Annotated in this window: 16 protein-coding genes; 7 read left to right on the plus strand and 9 right to left on the minus strand. The window is 46.3% G+C overall.

All coding sequences use genetic code 11. The features are described from left to right. The first annotated feature begins 66 nt into the window (after positions 1–66). Positions 67–984 (plus strand): UDP-3-O-acyl-N-acetylglucosamine deacetylase, encoded by a 918-nt coding sequence (lpxC, locus tag L4D78_RS05370; RefSeq protein WP_428456740.1) that lies wholly within the window; start codon positions 67–69, stop codon positions 982–984. An 86-nt stretch (positions 985–1070) separates the two neighbouring features. Here the strand turns inward: lpxC and L4D78_RS05375 are convergent, their stop codons facing one another. Next, positions 1071–1526, minus strand: coding sequence for a DUF721 domain-containing protein (locus L4D78_RS05375; RefSeq protein ID WP_428465975.1), 456 nt, complete (start codon positions 1524–1526; stop codon positions 1071–1073). A gap of 420 nt (positions 1527–1946) precedes the next feature. Here L4D78_RS05375 and secA point away from each other — a divergent pair, with 420 nt between their 5' ends. Continuing rightward, positions 1947–4676, plus strand: a complete 2730-nt coding sequence (secA, locus tag L4D78_RS05380) for a preprotein translocase subunit SecA (RefSeq protein ID WP_428465976.1) — start codon at positions 1947–1949, stop codon at positions 4674–4676. 173 nt (positions 4677–4849) lie between these two features. Further along, positions 4850–5248, plus strand: coding sequence for an 8-oxo-dGTP diphosphatase MutT (mutT, locus tag L4D78_RS05385; protein ID WP_428465977.1), 399 nt, complete (start codon positions 4850–4852; stop codon positions 5246–5248). 91 nt (positions 5249–5339) lie between these two features. Here the strand turns inward: mutT and yacG are convergent, their stop codons facing one another. The 8 genes from yacG to nadC form a co-directional block, all read right to left on the minus strand. After that, a complete protein-coding gene (gene yacG / locus L4D78_RS05390; RefSeq protein WP_428465978.1) occupies positions 5340–5558 on the minus strand; it encodes a DNA gyrase inhibitor YacG in 219 nt (72 codons plus the stop codon). 8 nt (positions 5559–5566) lie between these two features. After that, the gene (gene zapD, locus L4D78_RS05395; RefSeq protein ID WP_428456735.1) at positions 5567–6304 is read right to left on the minus strand and encodes a cell division protein ZapD; all 738 of its coding nucleotides are present in this window, start codon (positions 6302–6304) and stop codon (positions 5567–5569) included. A gap of 61 nt (positions 6305–6365) precedes the next feature. Continuing rightward, positions 6366–6974, minus strand: coding sequence for a dephospho-CoA kinase (gene coaE, locus L4D78_RS05400; RefSeq protein ID WP_428465979.1), 609 nt, complete (start codon positions 6972–6974; stop codon positions 6366–6368). 3 nt (positions 6975–6977) lie between these two features. Beyond that, the gene (locus tag L4D78_RS05405) at positions 6978–7847 is read right to left on the minus strand and encodes a prepilin peptidase (RefSeq protein ID WP_428465980.1); all 870 of its coding nucleotides are present in this window, start codon (positions 7845–7847) and stop codon (positions 6978–6980) included. A 164-nt stretch (positions 7848–8011) separates the two neighbouring features. Beyond that, on the minus strand, positions 8012–9232 hold the full coding sequence (locus L4D78_RS05410; protein ID WP_428465981.1) for a type II secretion system F family protein: 1221 nt from the start codon (positions 9230–9232) through the stop codon (positions 8012–8014). Between the two features lie 43 nt (positions 9233–9275). Then, positions 9276–10970, minus strand: coding sequence for a type IV-A pilus assembly ATPase PilB (gene pilB / locus L4D78_RS05415; protein ID WP_428465982.1), 1695 nt, complete (start codon positions 10968–10970; stop codon positions 9276–9278). Between the two features lie 3 nt (positions 10971–10973). Further along, the gene (locus L4D78_RS05420) at positions 10974–11384 is read right to left on the minus strand and encodes a pilin (protein WP_428465983.1); all 411 of its coding nucleotides are present in this window, start codon (positions 11382–11384) and stop codon (positions 10974–10976) included. A gap of 322 nt (positions 11385–11706) precedes the next feature. Further along, the gene (nadC, locus tag L4D78_RS05425; protein ID WP_428466082.1) at positions 11707–12594 is read right to left on the minus strand and encodes a carboxylating nicotinate-nucleotide diphosphorylase; all 888 of its coding nucleotides are present in this window, start codon (positions 12592–12594) and stop codon (positions 11707–11709) included. A gap of 212 nt (positions 12595–12806) precedes the next feature. On the opposite strand from nadC, the gene ampD reads away from it, so the two are divergent. The 4 genes from ampD to aceF all read left to right on the plus strand — a co-directional run bounded on the left by ampD (position 12807) and on the right by aceF (position 19100). Then, positions 12807–13361, plus strand: coding sequence for a 1,6-anhydro-N-acetylmuramyl-L-alanine amidase AmpD (gene ampD, locus L4D78_RS05430; protein WP_428465984.1), 555 nt, complete (start codon positions 12807–12809; stop codon positions 13359–13361). Between the two features lie 325 nt (positions 13362–13686). Next, the gene (gene pdhR, locus L4D78_RS05435; RefSeq protein WP_428465985.1) at positions 13687–14460 is read left to right on the plus strand and encodes a pyruvate dehydrogenase complex transcriptional repressor PdhR; all 774 of its coding nucleotides are present in this window, start codon (positions 13687–13689) and stop codon (positions 14458–14460) included. An 82-nt stretch (positions 14461–14542) separates the two neighbouring features. Then, positions 14543–17206, plus strand: coding sequence for a pyruvate dehydrogenase (acetyl-transferring), homodimeric type (gene aceE, locus L4D78_RS05440; RefSeq protein ID WP_428465986.1), 2664 nt, complete (start codon positions 14543–14545; stop codon positions 17204–17206). Between the two features lie 13 nt (positions 17207–17219). Continuing rightward, a complete protein-coding gene (gene aceF / locus L4D78_RS05445) occupies positions 17220–19100 on the plus strand; it encodes a pyruvate dehydrogenase complex dihydrolipoyllysine-residue acetyltransferase (protein ID WP_428465987.1) in 1881 nt (626 codons plus the stop codon). The last annotated feature ends 156 nt before the right edge of the window (positions 19101–19256 follow it).

Consider the following 19256-nt stretch of genomic DNA (forward strand, 5'->3'; position numbering starts at 1 on the left):
ACCTTTTACCGTGTTATTGCAGGGTAAAAGGCGACATATTGGCAAAATAATAGTTGAGATAAGCAGATGATCAGACAACGTACTTTGAAAAGCATTGTGCAAACGACCGGAGTGGGACTTCACTCAGGGCGTAAAGTCACGCTTATTCTTCGTCCGGCTGCTGCCAACACGGGTGTTATTTACCGTCGTACAGATATGAATCCGCCTGTTGATTTTCCAGCAAACGCCGATTCTGTACGCGACACCATGTTATGCACTGCCTTGGTTAACGAGGATGGTGTACGTATCTCAACTGTTGAGCACCTAAATGCTGCATTAGCAGGTATGGGTATCGATAATGTTATTATCGAAGTGGATGCACCTGAAATTCCAATTATGGATGGTAGCGCCAGCCCGTTTATTTACCTGCTTCAGTCTGCTGGTATTGATACGTTGAATGCACCTAAGCGATTCTTACGTATCAAGAAAACTGTTCGCGTTGAAGATGGCGACAAATGGGCAGAACTCCGTCCTCATAACGGTTTCCGCCTTGATTTCGCAATCGACTTTAATCATCCGGCGATTGAATCAGAGCAGCAGCGTTTAGTGTTAGATTTCTCTAGCCAGTCTTTCGTTAAAGATATTAGTCGTGCCCGTACATTCGGCTTTATGCGAGATATCGAATACCTTCAGTCTCAGAACTTAGCACTGGGCGGCAGTTTTGATAATGCCATTGTATTAGATGATTACCGTATTTTGAATGATGACGGTTTACGCTTCGACAATGAACTAGTGACACATAAAGTGCTTGATGCTATCGGTGACTTGTACATGTGTGGCCACAATATCATTGGTGAAATGGTCGCGTTTAAATCAGGTCATGCCTTGAACAACAAGCTACTGCGAGCAGTACTAGCTGATCAAGAAGCTTACGAATGGTCGACCTTTAACGAAGAACATGAAGTGCCGGTGACATTTGCTCAGCCAGGAATGGTACTTGCCTAAATCGAATAGGTAGTGTTGCCAACAGAATTAAAAAACGCCGAACTTTGTTCGGCGTTTTTGTATTTCAGGGCTAGTGCTTTTTTGACTTATTTTTTCTTTGCCGATAGTGCCGCGATACGTTCAAGTCGTTTTTTGATTTTATCTGGTGCATCTTGTGCGGTATGCAATAAGTATTGAGCGGCTAATGGTGAGATAGGCTTACGGACAATATCGGGCGTTTTATCTTCTTTAACGACAATGACTGCGGCCAACTCGGGATTCACTTTTATGTCGATGCGCGCCAAATTAGGCAGTAACTTTTCGCGTAGTTTATTGATCAAGGTATTGCGCTCGTAGTTCAGTCGCATTGACCAAGCGGCTGATGCCGTTTCAATGATCAGTATCCCTTGGCGGTAATTGCTAACGCGGCAGAACTCAGCACAATCGAGGTGTTGCTTAACGGCTTTGTTGAGCTTACTTAAAGCAATGGCACGTTGCTGGATATTGCCAAGCTGGCTGTCATCGAGCAAGTCTGCTGTTGTTTGAGGGCGATGATCGCGCATAGCTAATCGTTCCTGAGCAAAAAGTAGGGGTTAAGTTCTAATTTTTCACATATGGTAAGTCTACCTACGGGATTTGCCATAGGCGACACTGTCAATATGGCTTATTATATCAAGTCTGGCGGGGAGTGCCTCCTGTTAGCAAGGCTAGAATGTTCAAAAATGGATAGCGATGTATTGCAAACTCTAGGATTGTTTTCATACCCCCCTTGAAATTGTCGGGTAAAACCACAATATCATTTTTAACCACAGTTTTTCGGATCGGCTTCCGTTGTCACTTACGTGACGGATTTAGACGGGACAGGGATGTAGAAGTCTTAACTAAGTGTATAGCTTGGTTTGGTACAATCCCGGTTGAAAAATTCAGATTAAGCGATTCAGCCATTACTGTAGCTGAAATAACAAAGAGAAAACGGCATAGCCATGTTATCAAAACTACTGACCAAAGTTATCGGTAGCCGTAACGACCGCACACTGCGTCGTATGCGCAAAATTGTTGACCAAATCAACAAGCTCGAGCCTCAATTCGACAGCCTCCAAGACGAAGAGTTAAAAGCCAAAACGGTTGAATTCCGTGAGCGCATAGAACAAGGTGAGAACCTTGACCTACTTTTACCTGAAGCCTTTGCAACGGTTCGTGAAGCCTCTAAGCGTGTGTTCGGTATGCGTCACTTTGACGTACAGCTGATCGGCGGTATGGTATTGAACAACTGCCAGATCGCAGAAATGCGTACAGGTGAAGGTAAAACCCTAACAGCAACCTTACCGGCTTATTTGAATGCCTTGACCGGTAAAGGCGTTCACATTGTAACGGTGAATGACTACTTGGCTGCGCGTGATGCTGAAACTAACCGTGCCTTGTTTGAATTCCTAGGGATGTCGGTTGGCGTCAACGTACCAAACATGGCACCTCAGGCGAAAAAAGAAGCGTACCAAGCTGATATCTTGTACGGCACAAATAATGAGTTTGGCTTTGACTACTTGCGTGACAACATGGCTTTCCGTGCTGAAGATCGCGTACAGCGTGAGCGTTTCTTTGCCGTTGTCGATGAAGTCGATTCCATCCTAATTGATGAAGCGCGTACCCCGCTAATTATCTCGGGTCCTGCTGAAGATAGCTCAGAGCTATACACCAAGATCAATACCTTGATCCCGCAACTGGTGAGACAGGATCAGGAAGACAGTGAAGAGTACCGTGGCGAAGGCCACTACACGGTTGATGAAAAATCGAAGCAAACTCACCTGACAGAAAATGGTCAAGAGTTTGTTGAAGACCTGCTTAAGCAAAACAGTATGATGGAAGAGGGTGATACCCTGTATTCACCTGCCAACATCAGTCTACTGCACCATGTTAACGCAGCCCTACGTGCCCATGTACTGTTTGAGCGTGACGTTGACTACATCGTTAAAGACGATGAAGTGGTTATTGTTGATGAACACACAGGCCGTACTATGCCTGGGCGTCGTTGGTCTGAAGGTCTTCACCAAGCGGTTGAAGCCAAAGAAGGCGTGAAGATCCAGAACGAAAACCAAACCTTAGCTTCTATTACCTTCCAGAACTACTTCCGCCTGTATAGCAAACTGTCAGGTATGACTGGTACCGCTGATACAGAAGCTTTTGAATTCCAATCAATTTATGGTTTGGAAACGGTTGTTCTACCAACCAATAAACCGATGATCCGTGATGACATGGGTGATTTGGTTTACATGACAGAGCTTGAGAAGTTTGCTGCGATTAGCGAAGACATTAAAGAGCGTGTCGAGAAAGGTCAGCCAGTCTTGGTGGGTACCGTTTCGATTGAAAAATCAGAGCTTTTGTCTAATGCACTGAAAAAACAAGGCATTAAGCACGAAGTACTAAATGCTAAGTTCCACGAGCGTGAAGCAGACATTGTTGCTCAAGCGGGTTCTTCAGGTGCGGTAACAATCGCTACTAACATGGCCGGCCGTGGTACGGATATCGTACTTGGTGGTGCGTGGCAGAGTGAAATTGCGAAGATTGAAAACCCGACTGATGATCAAATTGCTCAGATTAAAGCTAAATGGCAAGTGGCTCATGAAGCCGTACTAGCCTCTGGTGGCCTGCATATCATTGGTACCGAGCGTCATGAATCTCGTCGTATTGATAACCAGCTACGTGGTCGTTCTGGTCGTCAGGGTGATGCAGGTTCTTCACGTTTTTACCTGTCGATGGAAGATGGCCTGATGCGTATCTTTGCCTCGGATCGTGTATCAAACATGATGAAGAAGCTGGGTATGGAAGAAGGTGAAGCCATTGAACACCCATGGGTAACGAAAGCTATCGAGAATGCACAACGTAAAGTTGAAGGCCGTAACTTCGATATTCGTAAACAGTTACTTGAGTTTGATGATGTAGCCAATGACCAGCGTAAGGTGGTTTATGAGCTACGTGATGAGCTGATGAATGCTGATAATATCAGCGATATGATTGAGCAGAATCGCGAAGATGTGATTCAGTCGGTGATTGATGGCTATATTCCTCAGCAGTCTTTGGAAGAAATGTGGGATATCCAAGGTCTTGAAGAGCGTCTAAAAGCGGATTACGACTTGGAATTACCAATCCAAGAGTGGCTAGACACTGAAGATAAGCTTTACGAAGAAGCATTGCGTGAGCGTATCGTAGAAACAGCAGTAAGCGTTTATCGTCAGAAAGAAGAAGTCGTTGGTGCGGAAGTACTGCGTAACTTCGAGAAGACGGTAATGCTGCAAAACCTTGATACGCTTTGGAAAGAACACCTTGCTGCAATGGACCATTTGCGCCAAGGCATTCACTTACGTGGCTATGCACAGAAGAACCCGAAACAGGAATACAAGCGCGAATCGTTTGAACTGTTTGAAGAAATGCTGGAAAGCTTAAAATCTGATGTAATTGCTATCTTGAGTAAAGTACGAGTTCAGCAGCAAGAAGAAGTTGAACGTGTGGAAGAAGAGCGTCGTCGTCAAGCAGAAGAGCTTGCACGCCGTCAGCAATTCCAACACCAAAATGCTGATAATCAAATTGCAGATGAAAGCACAGAGCAAGACGATGAGTCTGCACCTTACCAGCGAGAAGATCGCAAAGTGGGTCGAAATGAACCTTGCCCATGTGGTTCTGGTAAGAAGTACAAACAGTGTCACGGTAAGATCAACTAATTGATCAACAGCATTGTTGTTACTCTAAAAAGGCCGCTTAGCGGCCTTTTTTAAATCTGTGTATTTATAATTGAAGTAAGTATTTTTTTATTTCTTGCTGGTGCTGATTTATCCTGCACAATGAATGATCATTTACTTATTCTGATTGATAGTAGAAAAATAGGCGTTATACATTGGAAAAGAAACAAATATGGATATCAGCAGGGATCATCCTCAATGCTGAACAAGATCAAGTCTTTATTACCCAACGTGCGGCAAAAGCCCATAAAGGTGGTTTTTGGGAGTTTGCGGGCGGTAAAGTGGAAGCTGGTGAGACAGCCGAGCAGGCGGTGATCCGCGAGCTTCAGGAAGAAGTTGGCATTCATGCTACGGCGTTAGAGCACTTTATGGCGCTAGAACATGACTACCCTGAAAAAGCACTGAAGTTCGATTTTTACTTGGTTAAAGCCTTCGAAGGCGAAGCATTTGGTAAAGAAGGTCAGCCGGGTGAGTGGGTCGCCTTATCGGCACTCTCTGAGTATGCTTTCCCTGAAGCAAATAATGTCGTGTTGCAGAAATTGATGTCGCGATGATAGAGAAGGGCAGGTTAATCGTCGGCATTGACGATAATCTAAAGCCAAGATCCTTGTAAACGAATCGATGGATCTTGGCGTCAGGAAATGGCTAGTAGCCCATATCTTCAGACCAGCCATCTGAGTCGGACATATCCGGCGCACCTGGAATGGCCTTTTCTTCTTCCGCCCACTCACCAAGATCAATAAGCTGGCAGCGCTTGCAGCAGAATGGACGGAAAGGGCTTTGTTCTCCCCACTCAACCTCGGTTTGGCAGGTTGGGCACTTCACAATAGTGACTTTCGTTGAAGGGGTAGATGATTGCGTCACAGGGAACCTCAGCAAATAGCTAATTTAAATTCAATTGTTTCAGCGATAGCTGCCCCTTCCTCAAATGGTAAGAAGCGAACAGCAAAGCGACTGCGGTGACCCGATATCATAGGATAAACGCCATGGCTTGGGCAAATATCTAATCGCAGTAAGCAGGCATCTTCGGCATCATGCTGAAAAAAACCGCCTCTTGCGATTTGAGGTTGGTAATGACTTGATTCCCGTACCAGCCTTAGCCACAAATTTAACGCGACAGTCAGTTCATCAATATGCAGAAGCCAACCTTTCATATTGCTTTGCTTGTGGGCTAAAGGCAGGTGTAACCAATGGTGAAGCGTGGGTAAATCGAAACAACAGCTGCCGCCAGGGATTGAAAACCGTTGTTTAATACCGCCTAAAAAGCGATCTTCCCGTAATGCTTGTCCCAAACGGTTGGCCGTGAGTAATTGGTGCTGAGCGGCCTCGAGCTTATCAAGCAGCTGAAGTAATGCACTTTGATCGACGCCTTCAATATTTAACCAGTTTTTCAATTTACTTCGCTGTTTATCAAGATCTTTGGCGAGCTCTGCTTTGAGCTGGATCTGATCGAGGATTTCGAGTAAATCGAATAACGCTCGGAAGAAAATTTGGTGCTGCCACTGATCATTGAGTTGGCTGGCATGCGTCATCTGACGAATTAAATATTCCAGACGAAGGTAAATGCGAACCTTTTCATTAAGTGGATGCTCAAAACGGTTAACTTGCATAGCAATTACCTAAATGACAGTTGACGTTGCTACGCAATCGATCTGCGTAGGTATGGGTTTGTTATGATGGCGACGATTGAGACATCGCTAGGTATTGCTGGTGTAATGCCAGCACTTGTTCATCAAGGCTGGCACTGTCACCATTATTACTAATGACATCATCAGCAACGGCTAAGCGTTCTTGTCGCGAAGCCTGAGAAGCTAAGATGCTTTTGACTTGCTCAATATCAACACCGTCACGCTGAGTCGTTCGTGCTATCTGGGTGTCTTCATCGACATCCACAACCAGCAAGCGGTTAGCCATTGTTTGAAGGTTATTCTCAACCATTAAAGGAATAACGAGTAAGCAATAAGGTGATGTTGTTTGCTTAATATCAGCCTGCATTTTTTGTCTGATCATCGGGTGCAGTAACTCATTGAGCCAATGCTTCAAATTATCATCGCTGAATATTGCTGCTCTTAGCTTACTGCGGTCTAGATTACCATCTGTCAGTAGTATGTCAGAGCCTAATTTTTCTTCAATCGCTTGTAATCCGGCAGAACCAGGTGCAACGACCTCTCTTGCGACCACATCAGCATCAATAATATCAATACTGTAGTCGGCGAATAAGTTGGCTACAGTGGTTTTACCGCTGCCGATCCCGCCTGTTAATCCGATGACGATTGTCATAAGTTAAAGCCCCACATACGCAGTTAGATACCAGTTGAGCAAAGGTTCGCCCCATAAAATGGCTATCCAGCCTGCAATTGCTAGGTAAGGGCCAAAAGAGAAAGGGGTTTGGCTATCAGATTGTTGTACTCGCATTAATATGATGCCACAAATAGCGCCAACCAATGAAGACAGTAGTACAACAAACGGTAGTAATTGCCAGCCTAACCAAGCACCTAATGTGGCAAGTAATTTGAAATCGCCATAGCCCATGCCTTCTTTACCCGTCAATAACTTAAACAGCCAGTAGACACTCCAAAGGGCGAGGTAGCCGGCCATTGCACCGATAACGGCATCGTGTAAAGAAACCGGAGACCAACCGAGCAGCGCAACAAGTAAACCAGCCCAAAGCAACGGCAGGGTAATTTGATCTGGAAGCAGCATTTTATCGATATCGATAAAGGTTAAAGCGATCAATGCAAAACTAAAGAGAATAACGGCGATTGACCATTCTGACATTGGCAGCATTACAGCAACCGTGGTTGCAATGATGGCGGTCAATAGCTCGACGGCAGGGTAGCGGGCACTGATTTTAGCTTGGCAATGTTTACAGCGACCTTTCAGGATTAACCAGCTGATCACTGGAATGTTTTCCCACATACTTATTGGATGTTGGCAATGCGGGCAGCGTGAGCGTGGTACGCTTAAATTAAAGGTCGATGTGGTTTCAACGGCACCAAATTCAGGAAAGCATTCAGCACAATCTGACTTCCATTCCCGCTCCATCATGATGGGAAGGCGGTAAATGACAACATTAAGAAAACTACCGACGAGAAGGCCAAAAACAGCAGCCAAAACAGGATATAGCCAAGGGTAAAATGTCAGTAGTTCCATGAATGGTATCTCATATAAATCATTGAGGTTATTGTAGGGGAATCCTCGATCAGATCCTAGAACCTAAGCCCTAGTTCCGATAAAGAGTATATGTTTGGCGTATATTTTAGCTTTTACCTTGTCTTGCCATTATTGTGCAATGGCCTTGCTATATACGTCGCTGTTTAGCCGATGACACTCATTAGCTTGAAGATCGGCATATACATCGCAACCAGCAGTCCACCAATTAAACCACCCAAAAAGATGATAATTAGTGGTTCGAGGATTTTCCCTAGGTTATCAACGGTATTGTCGACATCACTTTCATAGAGATTGGCCATTTTGTTGAGCATGTCATCCAGTGAGCCTGACTCTTCACCAATCATGGTCATCTGTAACATCAGCTCTGGAAACACATTACTTTGCCGGAGTGCAATGTGTAACGGCATGCCCGCCGCTGTACTGGCATGGGCTTCCAACATGGCTTGCTCGATATACCGGTTCCCAGCGGTTTTGCCTGCTGCATGGAGGCCGTCTAACAGTGGGATACCGGCGCTAAAGGTCGTGGCAAGGGTGCGGGCAAATCGGGCAATGGTTGCTTTTAGCAATACTGTCCCAATGATTGGGATGCTCAGGTTGAGCCGGTGGATCGTGAGCTTGGTTTTAGCGGAACGTCGATAGCTATAACTAAACAAAAATAGCATGAGGGCAAGAGCGATACTCAGGTAGAGCCCGTAATTGATCAGCCCGTCAGAGACGATGATCACTTGGCGGGTAAACCAAGGTAGCTCTGCACCAAAGCTGCTAAAGATACTGGCAAATTGCGGGATCACAAACACCAACATCATTATCGTCACCCCGACGGCTGTTAGGGTCACCATGGTGGGGTAGATCATAGCTTTGATCACCTTCTTGCGCATTGCTTCATTTTTTTCACGATAGGTCGCGATGCGGTCAAACACTTCGGCAAGGTGACCGGTCTGCTCACCAGTATTGACCAAATCACAATAAAAATTATCGAACAACGGTGAGCTGTTGCGCATGGCGCGGGATAGGGAGGCGCCGGATTCAACTTGAATGGTAATTTGTGACAAAGTAGCCCGACCTTCTGCTTTGTGGTGGCTTTCTGCGATCAGTTTTAACGATTGAACAACTGGGACACCAGAGGCGATCATGGTCGACAATTGTCGGGTTAAAGCAGTAATGTCGGCTGGTGTCAGTTGGTTTCTCATTTTGCTAAATGAAGAGGGGGGGCGATGTTTGATCTTTTTTACTTGGATCATTTGTTCGCTGAGCTTAGCCCTAACCTCTTGCTCTTGAAAGCCGAGGATCACCCCAGATAGTTTTTTACCGGCTTGATTGACACCGCGCCAGTGGTAATAGCGAATTTTACTGGCTTGTGCCATAACATTGTCCTTCTCGGTGGTTTGTTAGGTGGGGGGAAGATATCTAGCTAAAGTGCAATACACGCTGTAACTCGTTAAGGCTGGTGACCCCGTTACATAACTTCTCGATACCTGATTGTTGCAGCTTTTGCATTCCTTGCTGGCAAGCAATGTCTTCTAACTCAAGCGTGCTTGCCCCACGCATTAGTGCTTCAGACAATTGACGGGAGAATGGCATGACTTCATAAATGCCAACGCGTCCCATATATCCCTTATTACACTCGTCGCAGCCTTGAGCATGGGCTTGGTACAATGTGGCTGTTGTTGGGATCATCAAACTATCGCGCATGAAATTATCGAGTTCATGTTCTTGTTTGCAATGCGGGCATAAGCGACGTGCTAGCCGTTGGGCGATGATCAAGCTAAGGGATGATGCAAGGTTGAAGTCTTCAATTCCCATATTGGTCAAACGGGTAATGGTTTCGGCGGCAGAATTGGTGTGCAGGGTTGAAAGCACCAGGTGGCCAGTTTGTGCTGCTTTAACCGCAATGCCGCCAGTTTCGAGATCGCGGATTTCCCCAACCATCACAATATCGGGATCTTGACGAAGAAACGATCGCAATGCTTCGGCAAAGCCCAGCCCCACGGTGGTGTTGATCTGAACTTGGTTGATCCCCGGTAAATTGATTTCTACCGGATCTTCGGCGGTCGAAATATTGCGCTCATCGGTATTGATGATATTCAGGCCGGTATAGAGTGACACGGTTTTTCCGCTACCCGTAGGCCCGGTCATTAGTATCATGCCTTGTGGCTGCTGCAGCGCGGCTAAGTAGTCCTGCTTTTGTTTGTCGTTGTAGCCCAAGAGGTCGATGTCGAGGTTGGCACTGGAGCTGTCTAAAATCCGTAATACCACCTTTTCACCCCATAATGTCGGTAGGGTTGAAACCCGTAAATCAATCGCCAGTGTTGCCGAGAGCCTGAGTTTGATCCGCCCGTCTTGTGGTTGGCGGCGCTCGGCAATGTTGAGTTTCGACATTACTTTAAGCCGCGTCGATAGCCGGCGCGAAAGGTGAGCGGGTGGGGTGGCATGCTGATGCAAGATACCGTCACAGCGAAAGCGGATCCGAAAGGTTTCCTCGTACGGCTCAAAGTGAATATCAGAGGCTTTCTTTCTCACCGCATCCATTAAGACTTGGTTGATATAGCGAGTAACGGGGGCGCTGTCTTGGGTGATATCGGTGGCATCATCGAGTAATTCGCCATCGCTCAAATCAACCAGCTCAACCAAATCGGCATCACTAACACTACGCTGGTGTTGATCGGCCCCTTTAATATCACTGCCATACACCCGGCGAATGGCTGCTTCTAGCTGTTTATGATCAAGCAACATCGGTTCGATGTTTTTGCCAGTGGCAAAACGCAATTCATCCAACGCGTTCATCTGGGTAGGGTCGCTCAAGCCGATGAAGATGGTATGGTCATTAGCTTGCAGTGGCAGCACCTTGTGTTGCAGTACTAAGTCTCGCTGGCTTAACGATTTGCAGCATTCGCTATAATCGTACTGGTGGACATCAACCAGTGCGATGGCAAAAATCAATTCAAGTTGGCGGGCGAGTTCGGTGCTGCCCATGATCCCCTGTTGCACCAAAGCAGAAGGCACTGACGTGCCTTCTGCTTGGGCGAAATCCACCACTTGTTGCTGCTGCACCACGCTGAGTAAATTAGCTTGGTGCAGAATAGAGGCGAGATTGGAGTGCATTTATTATGAGCAACCTTTTGGTTTGATTTCAGCGCTTACACTTGAAGTACAAGTCCATGTACCTGCAGAATCACGAGCTAATTTTACATTTTTACCTGCTGTTTCTGGACTTACACCACTGGTTTTGAATGTAAATAAGATATTACCTGCTGCACTTACAGGGGTATCGTATGTAATTGCTCCAAGGGCTGCTGAAGGTATAGCAAGGTCTGTTCCGTTAGTCGGAAACTTCCCTTCGTCTAAAACATATGATTCTACATTTATGCGGTGTCCAGTAATTGAAGCTAAAGCGTTGGCAGCCTCAGACTTACCAATATATTTTTGATATTGAGGAACTGCTATTGCCGCAAGTACTCCAATGACGGCCACCACAATCATTAATTCAATTAACGTAAAGCCATTTTGCTTTTTCATCTTTTAATCCTTATTTCTTTATATGGGTCAATCACTAACCACTGAAAATGTTTTTGGTAAGCTCAGAATAAGGTTTTGCTGCAACTGTCTGAATTGGCTGGAAATGATTGCTCGGCGCAGTCGTGATTAATAATGTTGTTGTTGCAGAGGTTACAATGAAGGCTGCGACTGATTATCCGCTTTTTTACTAAGGGAATGGTTAATAAGGCTGGAAACGGGTAAATAGGGGAGGGCAGGGAGAAGATTAGCTGAAAGGTTCGATACAAAAACGCGATAGCCGAAGCCATCGCGTAGGGTTATATCAGTAGTGCGAAGGTACGCCTTACTTAAAGCGCATTGACAGGTCCATGGCTTTCAAGTGTTTGGTCAGCGCCCCGACCGAGATGTAATCAACACCGGTTTCAGCGAACTCGCGGATTGTCTCTAGGGTTACATTACCAGAATTTTCCAATGCCGCACGGCCTTGGTTTAGTGCTACCGCTTCACGCATCATCTCGGTGGTGAAATTATCGAGCATGATGATATCAGCGCCGGCATCAATCGCTTGCTGCAGTTCAGCAAGGCTTTCAGTCTCAACTTCAACCGGTTTGCCTGGGTTTAGCTGTTTGGCCGTTGAAATTGCCTGTTCGATACCGCCACAGGCAATGATGTGGTTTTCTTTGATTAAGTAAGCGTCAAACACCCCGATACGGTGGTTGAAACCGCCACCGCAAGTCACCGCATATTTCAATGCACTGCGCAGGCCCGGAATGGTTTTACGGGTATCAAGTAGACGGCAGCCCGTTCCTTCCAGTTGCTTGGCGTATTGGGCTACGGTAGTCGCACAGCCCGATAGCGTCTGGATAAAGTTCATGGCGTTACGCTCGCCAGTTAACAGCATGCGTGATGGGCCAGATAAGGTACACAGCGTTTGGTTTGGCTCTACCTTGTCACCATCTTGCACATGCCACTCAATAGCCACGCCACCACCAAGCTGCTTGAAGACTTCATCTGCCCACATCTGGCCACAAAAAATACCGTGCTCACGGGTGATGATGGTTGCCACACCTTGGCTGTCGGCTGGGATCAAACTTGCCGTGATATCACGGTTGGCATCGATCTCGCCGCCTAAGTCTTCCCGCAGGGTGTCGGCGACGGCTCGGGTAATTTCAAGGGGTAACTGCTGTTTAAGGTAGTTTAAGCGCGATTCGCTGTCGTGCTTCTTTTCCATCTGAGTCATGACAATTCCGTAGCATGGGTTGAGCTGCTTATTATTGCGGGCTTACGTCGTGGGAAGCCCCGCAATGGGATAGCAGGGATCATACAATGAGATGAGGTGAGATCCTAGCGAGAGCACGGCGTTATGAATAAAGTAAAATGAATGTTTGATACAATTGTAAGCTTAATGAAGTCTGTTGATATGATGACGCACAGGATTTAGTGATGACCTTAACCATTAATTCAGAGCATTGGCTGGAAAACGTCAAGCATGTTCCTTCTCCTTTCTATGACCAACGGCCTGATAGTGATGATATTTCGTTGCTGGTGGTCCACAACATTAGCCTACCGCCGGGTGACTTTGGTGGGCCTTACATTGAACAGCTATTTACCGGGCAGCTAAACCCTGACGAACATCCCTATTTCGAGTTAATTTCCGAGTTTCGTGTGTCTGCGCACTGTTTAATTAGACGAAATGGCGATATCATTCAGTTTGTCCCACTTAATTGCCGTGCTTGGCATGCTGGTGTGTCGCAATTCGCCGATCGAGATAAATGTAATGATTACTCTATCGGTATAGAGTTGGAAGGAACGGATACCCTCCCATATACCCAAGCTCAGTACTTAACACTGGCTGCGCTCACACGGGTTATTGTTACGCGTTACCCTCAAATTATTCAAAGCCGTATCACAGGTCATGAGTTTATCGCCCCAGGGCGGAAAACCGATCCTGGGTTAGCGTTTGATTGGCTTGCTTATAAGTCGCTACTAGTAAAATAGTACATGGCTTTGATGCATAACTTCGATACATACCCTTTCGGTATACGCGGTTATAAAATGTAAGCAAATTGGTCAGACCATTATGTGCTTTTTCGCCTCAAATTCGCTTGAACCCTGTTGGATACTGGTAGTGAACATGTTTTAACAAGTTTTCATAAGATGAAATTTTTGTTAAAACCACTCTCATTCTATGATTTCTGTCAAGTTGTCAGTGGACATCTTCAATTATTTCTGTAAACTTTCTTCGCATAGTTAAATTGGTAATACCAATTATCCGCACTCCGGAATTTTCTAGAACGCTATAAGTGTAAGAAGCATAATAAAAATGACTTATAAACGAATTCGCCAACCTAAGCTCTCTGATGCAATAGAGCAAGAACTGGAGCGCCTGATCCTTGAGGGAATTTTATCCCCAGGTCAGCAGTTGCCGCCAGAACGTGAGCTGGCTAAGCAATTCGATGTTTCTCGCCCTTCTGTTCGTGAAGCTATCCAGCGATTAGAAGCCAAACAGCTACTAACACGCCGCCAGGGTGGTGGTACTTTCGTGACTGAAAAACTATGGCAGAGTTTTTCTGAACCACTGTTAGACCTATTAGCCGCCCACCCAGAAACCCAGCTAGATTTGCTGGAATCTCGCCACGCCCTAGAGGGGCTAGCTGCTTACTATGCAGCTCTGCGAGGCAATGAAGACGACTTTAACCGTATTCGCGACTGCCATGCGCGGATACAGGACGCTCAGCAACAAGGTGATTTAGAAGCCGAAGCTACCGCAGTGATGCAATACCTAATTGCAGTCACAGAATCTGCGCATAATGTAGTCTTGCTTCATATCATTCGTAGCCTTGCCCCATTGCTAGAGCAAAACGTATTACAAAACTTTGAGCTCCTGAACCGCCGCCCAGAAGTGGCGGGGAAGGTGCGAAAGCATCGAGCCAATATTGTGCAAGCGATTGTTTCAGGTGAGCCTGAGACGGCCCGTGAAGCATCGCATGCACATTTGGCTTATATAGAGGAAACCCTGTTGGATTTATCGCGTGAAGATAGCAGACGTGAACGCTCTCTTCGTCGGATTCAACAACGCAAGGACGGGCTGGATTAGTACCCCTAAAATAAGCCGTGGGTGGTAGTAAACAGTCGCGACATTGTTAGTTTTGTAGATTATCAACGAAAGGATAGATCGCATGTCTGAAGTCATGAAAAATGACGTTGACGCACTTGAAACTCAAGAGTGGCTAGAAGCTCTTGAATCAGTCGTTCGTGAAGAAGGTGTAGAACGTGCACAGTACCTGCTTGAGCAAGTACTAGATAAAGCGCGTTTAGATGGCGTAGATATGGCTACGGGCATTACTACGAACTACGTTAATACGATTCCAGCAGCACAAGAGCCAGCATACCCTGGTGATACAACGCTTGAGCGCCGTATTCGTTCCATTATCCGTTGGAACGCAATCATGATCGTATTGCGTGCTTCTAAGAAAGATTTAGACCTAGGTGGCCACATGGCTTCTTACCAGTCTGCATCCGCTTTCTACGAAGTGTGTTTCAACCACTTCTTCCGTGCACCAAACGAAGTTGATGGCGGCGATTTGGTTTACTACCAAGGTCACATCTCTCCAGGTATCTATTCTCGCGCATTTGTTGAGGGTCGCCTAACTGAAGAGCAGTTAGATAACTTCCGTCAAGAAGTTGATGGCAAAGGTATTCCTTCATACCCGCACCCTAAACTAATGCCTGAGTTCTGGCAGTTCCCAACTGTCTCTATGGGTCTAGGCCCTATCTCTGCTATCTACCAAGCTCGCTTCCTGAAGTACCTTAACGGCCGTGGCCTTAAAGATACTTCTGCTCAACGTGTTTACGCGTTCTTGGGCGATGGTGAGATGGATGAGCCAGAATCACGCGGTGCGATTTCTTTCGCTGCACGTGAAAAGCTAGATAACCTATGCTTCCTAATCAACTGTAACCTACAGCGCCTAGATGGCCCTGTTATGGGTAACGGTAGCATCATTCAAGAGCTAGAAGGCCTATTCAAAGGTGCTGGCTGGAATGTTGTTAAAGTTATCTGGGGTAACAACTGGGATGCGCTACTAGCAAAAGACACTACCGGTAAGCTTCTTCAGCTAATGAACGAAACTATCGATGGTGACTACCAGACATTCAAATCTAAAGATGGCGCCTACGTACGTGAGCACTTCTTTGGTAAATACCCTGAAACAGCTGCGCTTGTTTCTGACATGACTGATGAGCAAATCTTCGAACTTAAGCGTGGTGGCCACGATTCTTCGAAACTATTTGCTGCATTCAACAATGCAAAAGAAACAGATGGTAAGCCAACAGTAATCCTTGCTAAAACCGTTAAAGGTTACGGCATGGGTGAAGCTGCAGAAGGTAAGAACATTGCGCACGGTGTGAAGAAAATGGACATGACACATGTTCAACACCTACGCGATCGTCTAGGCCTACAAGATGTTATTTCTGATGAAGAAATGAAGTCACTGCCTTACTTGAAGCTAGAAGAAGGTTCTGCAGAGTACAACTACCTGCACGCACGTCGTAACGCGCTACACGGTTACACGCCTAAGCGTCTGCCTAAATTTACACAAGAATTTAAGGTTCCAGAGCTAGACGCATTCGCACCTCTACTGGGTGAGCAGAAGCGTGATATCTCTACGACGATGGCTTACGTACGTACGCTAAACATCCTGCTTAAAGATAAGAACATTGGTAAGAACATTGTTCCTATCATCTGTGATGAAGCGCGTACATTCGGTATGGAAGGTCTGTTCCGTCAGGTTGGTATCTACAACCCACACGGTCAAGAATACACACCTGAAGACCGCGGTGTAGTGTCTTACTACAAAGAAGCGACATCTGGTCAGGTTCTACAAGAAGGTATCAATGAGCTAGGCTCAATGGCTTCTTGGGTTGCTGCTGCAACGTCTTACAGCACCAACGATCTGCCAATGATCCCATTCTACATCTACTACTCAATGTTCGGTTTCCAACGTATTGGTGACATGGCATGGCTAGCAGGTGACCAACAAGCACGTGGCTTCCTATTAGGTGCTACTGCTGGTCGTACAACGCTTAACGGTGAAGGTCTTCAACACGAAGATGGTCACTCTCATGTTCTAGCGAATACAATTCCAAACTGTATCTCTTACGACCCAACGTTTGCTTACGAGCTAGCGGTTATCATGCAAGACGGTATCCGTCGCATGTACGGTGAGAACCAAGAGAACGTTTATTACTACCTAACGGTAATGAACGAAAACTACGCAATGCCAGCAATGCCAGAAGGCGCTGAAGAAGGCATTCGTAAGGGTATCTACAAGCTAGAATCTTACGCAGGTAGCAACAAAGTTCAGTTGATGAGCTCTGGTACTATCATGAATGAAGTACGCAAAGCTGCTCAAATCCTAAGCGATGATTACGGTGTTGCATCTGACATTTACTCTGTAACTTCATTCAATGAACTTACACGTGATGGTCAAGATGTTGAGCGTTTCAACATGCTGCACCCAGAAGCTGAGCAAAAAGTACCTTACATTACAACTGCAATGGGTACTGAGCCAGCAATCGCTGCGACGGATTACATGAAGAACTATGCAGAGCAAGTACGTGCATTCATGCCGTCTGAGTCTTTCAAAGTTCTTGGTACTGATGGTTACGGTCGTTCTGACAGCCGTGAGAACCTACGTCGTCACTTCGAAGTTAACGCGGGCTACGTTGTAGTTGCAGCACTAACTGAACTGGCAAAACGTGGTGATATCGAAAAATCTGTGGTTGTAGAAGCAATCGCTAAATTCGACATCGATGCAGACAAGACGAACCCGCTATACGCGTAAGAGGCAATAAAACATGGCAATCGAAATTAATGTACCTGACATTGGTGCAGACGAGGTTGAAGTAACTGAGATTCTTGTTAGCGTTGGCGACAAGGTTGAAGAAGAGCAGTCTCTGATCACTGTAGAAGGCGACAAAGCTTCTATGGAAGTACCAGCTTCTCAGGCGGGTATCGTTAAAGAAATCAAAATCGCTGAAGGCGACACGGTTACGACTGGTTCTTTAATCATGATCTTTGAAGCAGAAGGCGCAGCAGCTGCGCCAGCACCTGTAGTTGAAGCGGCGGCACCTGTTGCTGCAGCTCCTGCGGCGGCTGAGCTAAAAGAAGTACATGTTCCAGATATCGGCGGTGACGAAGTAGAAGTTACTGAAATCATGGTTGCTATCGGCGACAGCATCGAAGAAGAGCAATCTCTTCTGACGGTTGAAGGCGACAAAGCATCAATGGAAGTACCAGCACCTTTCGCTGGTGTTCTAAAAGAAATCAAAATTGCAGCTGGCGACAAAGTTTCTACTGGTTCTCTAGTAATGATCTTTGAAGTAGCAGGCTCTGGCGCACCAGTTGCTCCTGTAGCTCAAGCAGCGGCACCTGTAGCGGCTGCTCCAGCAGCATCTGCAGCGAAAGAAGTGAACGTTCCAGACATCGGCGGTGATGAAGTAGAAGTTACTGAAATCATGGTTGCGGTTGGCGATACAGTGGAAGAAGAGCAATCTCTTATCACTGTTGAAGGTGACAAGGCTTCTATGGAAGTTCCTGCACCATTCGCGGGCACGGTTAAAGAAATCAAGATTGCAGCTGGCGACAAAGTGTCTACTGGCTCTCTAATCATGGTATTCGAAGTCGCTGGCGCAACACCTGCACCAGTTGCAGCAGCATCGGCTCCGGCGGCGGCTCCAGCTCCAGCGGCGGCAGCTCCTGCACAAGCGGCAGCTCCAGCGGCAACTGGCGAATTCGAAGCTAACAACGACTACGCTCATGCGTCTCCAGTTGTTCGTCGTCTTGCGCGTGAGTTCGGTGTAAACCTTGCGAAAGTTAAAGGTACTGGCCGTAAGAACCGTATTCAAAAAGAAGACGTTCAAAACTTCGTTAAAGATGCACTTAAGCGCCTTGAGTCTGGTGCAGCAGCATCTGGCAAAGGCGATGGCGCAGCGCTTGGCCTACTACCTTGGCCGAAAGTAGACTTCAGCAAGTTTGGTGAAACTGAAGTTCAAAAGCTGTCTCGCATCAAGAAGATCTCTGGCGCTAACCTGCACCGTAACTGGGTAATGATCCCGCATGTTACACAGTGGGATAACGCAGACATCACTGCGCTAGAAGCATTCCGTAAAGAACAGAATGCAATCGAAGCGAAGAAAGATACTGGCATGAAGATCACTCCACTTGTGTTCATCATGAAAGCAGTAGCGAAAGCACTTGAAGCGTTCCCTGCATTCAACTCTTCTCTATCTGACGACGGTGAAAGCCTGATCCTGAAGAAGTACGTGAACGTAGGTATCGCAGTAGATACGCCAAACGGCCTTGTTGTTCCTGTATTCAAGGACGTTAACAAGAAAGGTATCTACGAGCTGTCTGATGAATTGAAAGCAATTTCGAAGAAAGCACGTTCAGGTAAGCTTACTGCTTCTGACATGCAGGGCGGTTGTTTCACTATCTCAAGCCTTGGTGGCATCGGTGGTACTGCGTTCACACCTATCGTGAATGCGCCAGAAGTTGGTATCCTAGGTGTATCTAAGTCTGAAATGAAGCCAGTGTGGAACGGTAAAGAGTTTGAACCGCGTCTACAGCTTCCACTTTCTCTATCATACGATCACCGCGTGATCGATGGTGCTGAAGGTGCACGCTTCATTACTTACCTAAACGGCTGTCTATCTGATATCCGCCGTTTGGTGCTTTAGATTTTCCTTTCGTAGCGATCATGCCTGCAAAAGCAGGCATGGAATTGTTGCGTAGCTCACAGGCTATGGCAATTTACTTTTCAGTTTGTTAACAGGTCTGTAAACTTGTTGGCTAACTGAAACAAGAAAGTAGAACTTGCCTGATAGCCTGTTAGG

Source organism: Photobacterium minamisatsumaniensis (assembly GCF_050336695.1).
Taxonomy (GTDB): domain Bacteria; phylum Pseudomonadota; class Gammaproteobacteria; order Enterobacterales; family Vibrionaceae; genus Photobacterium; species Photobacterium minamisatsumaniensis.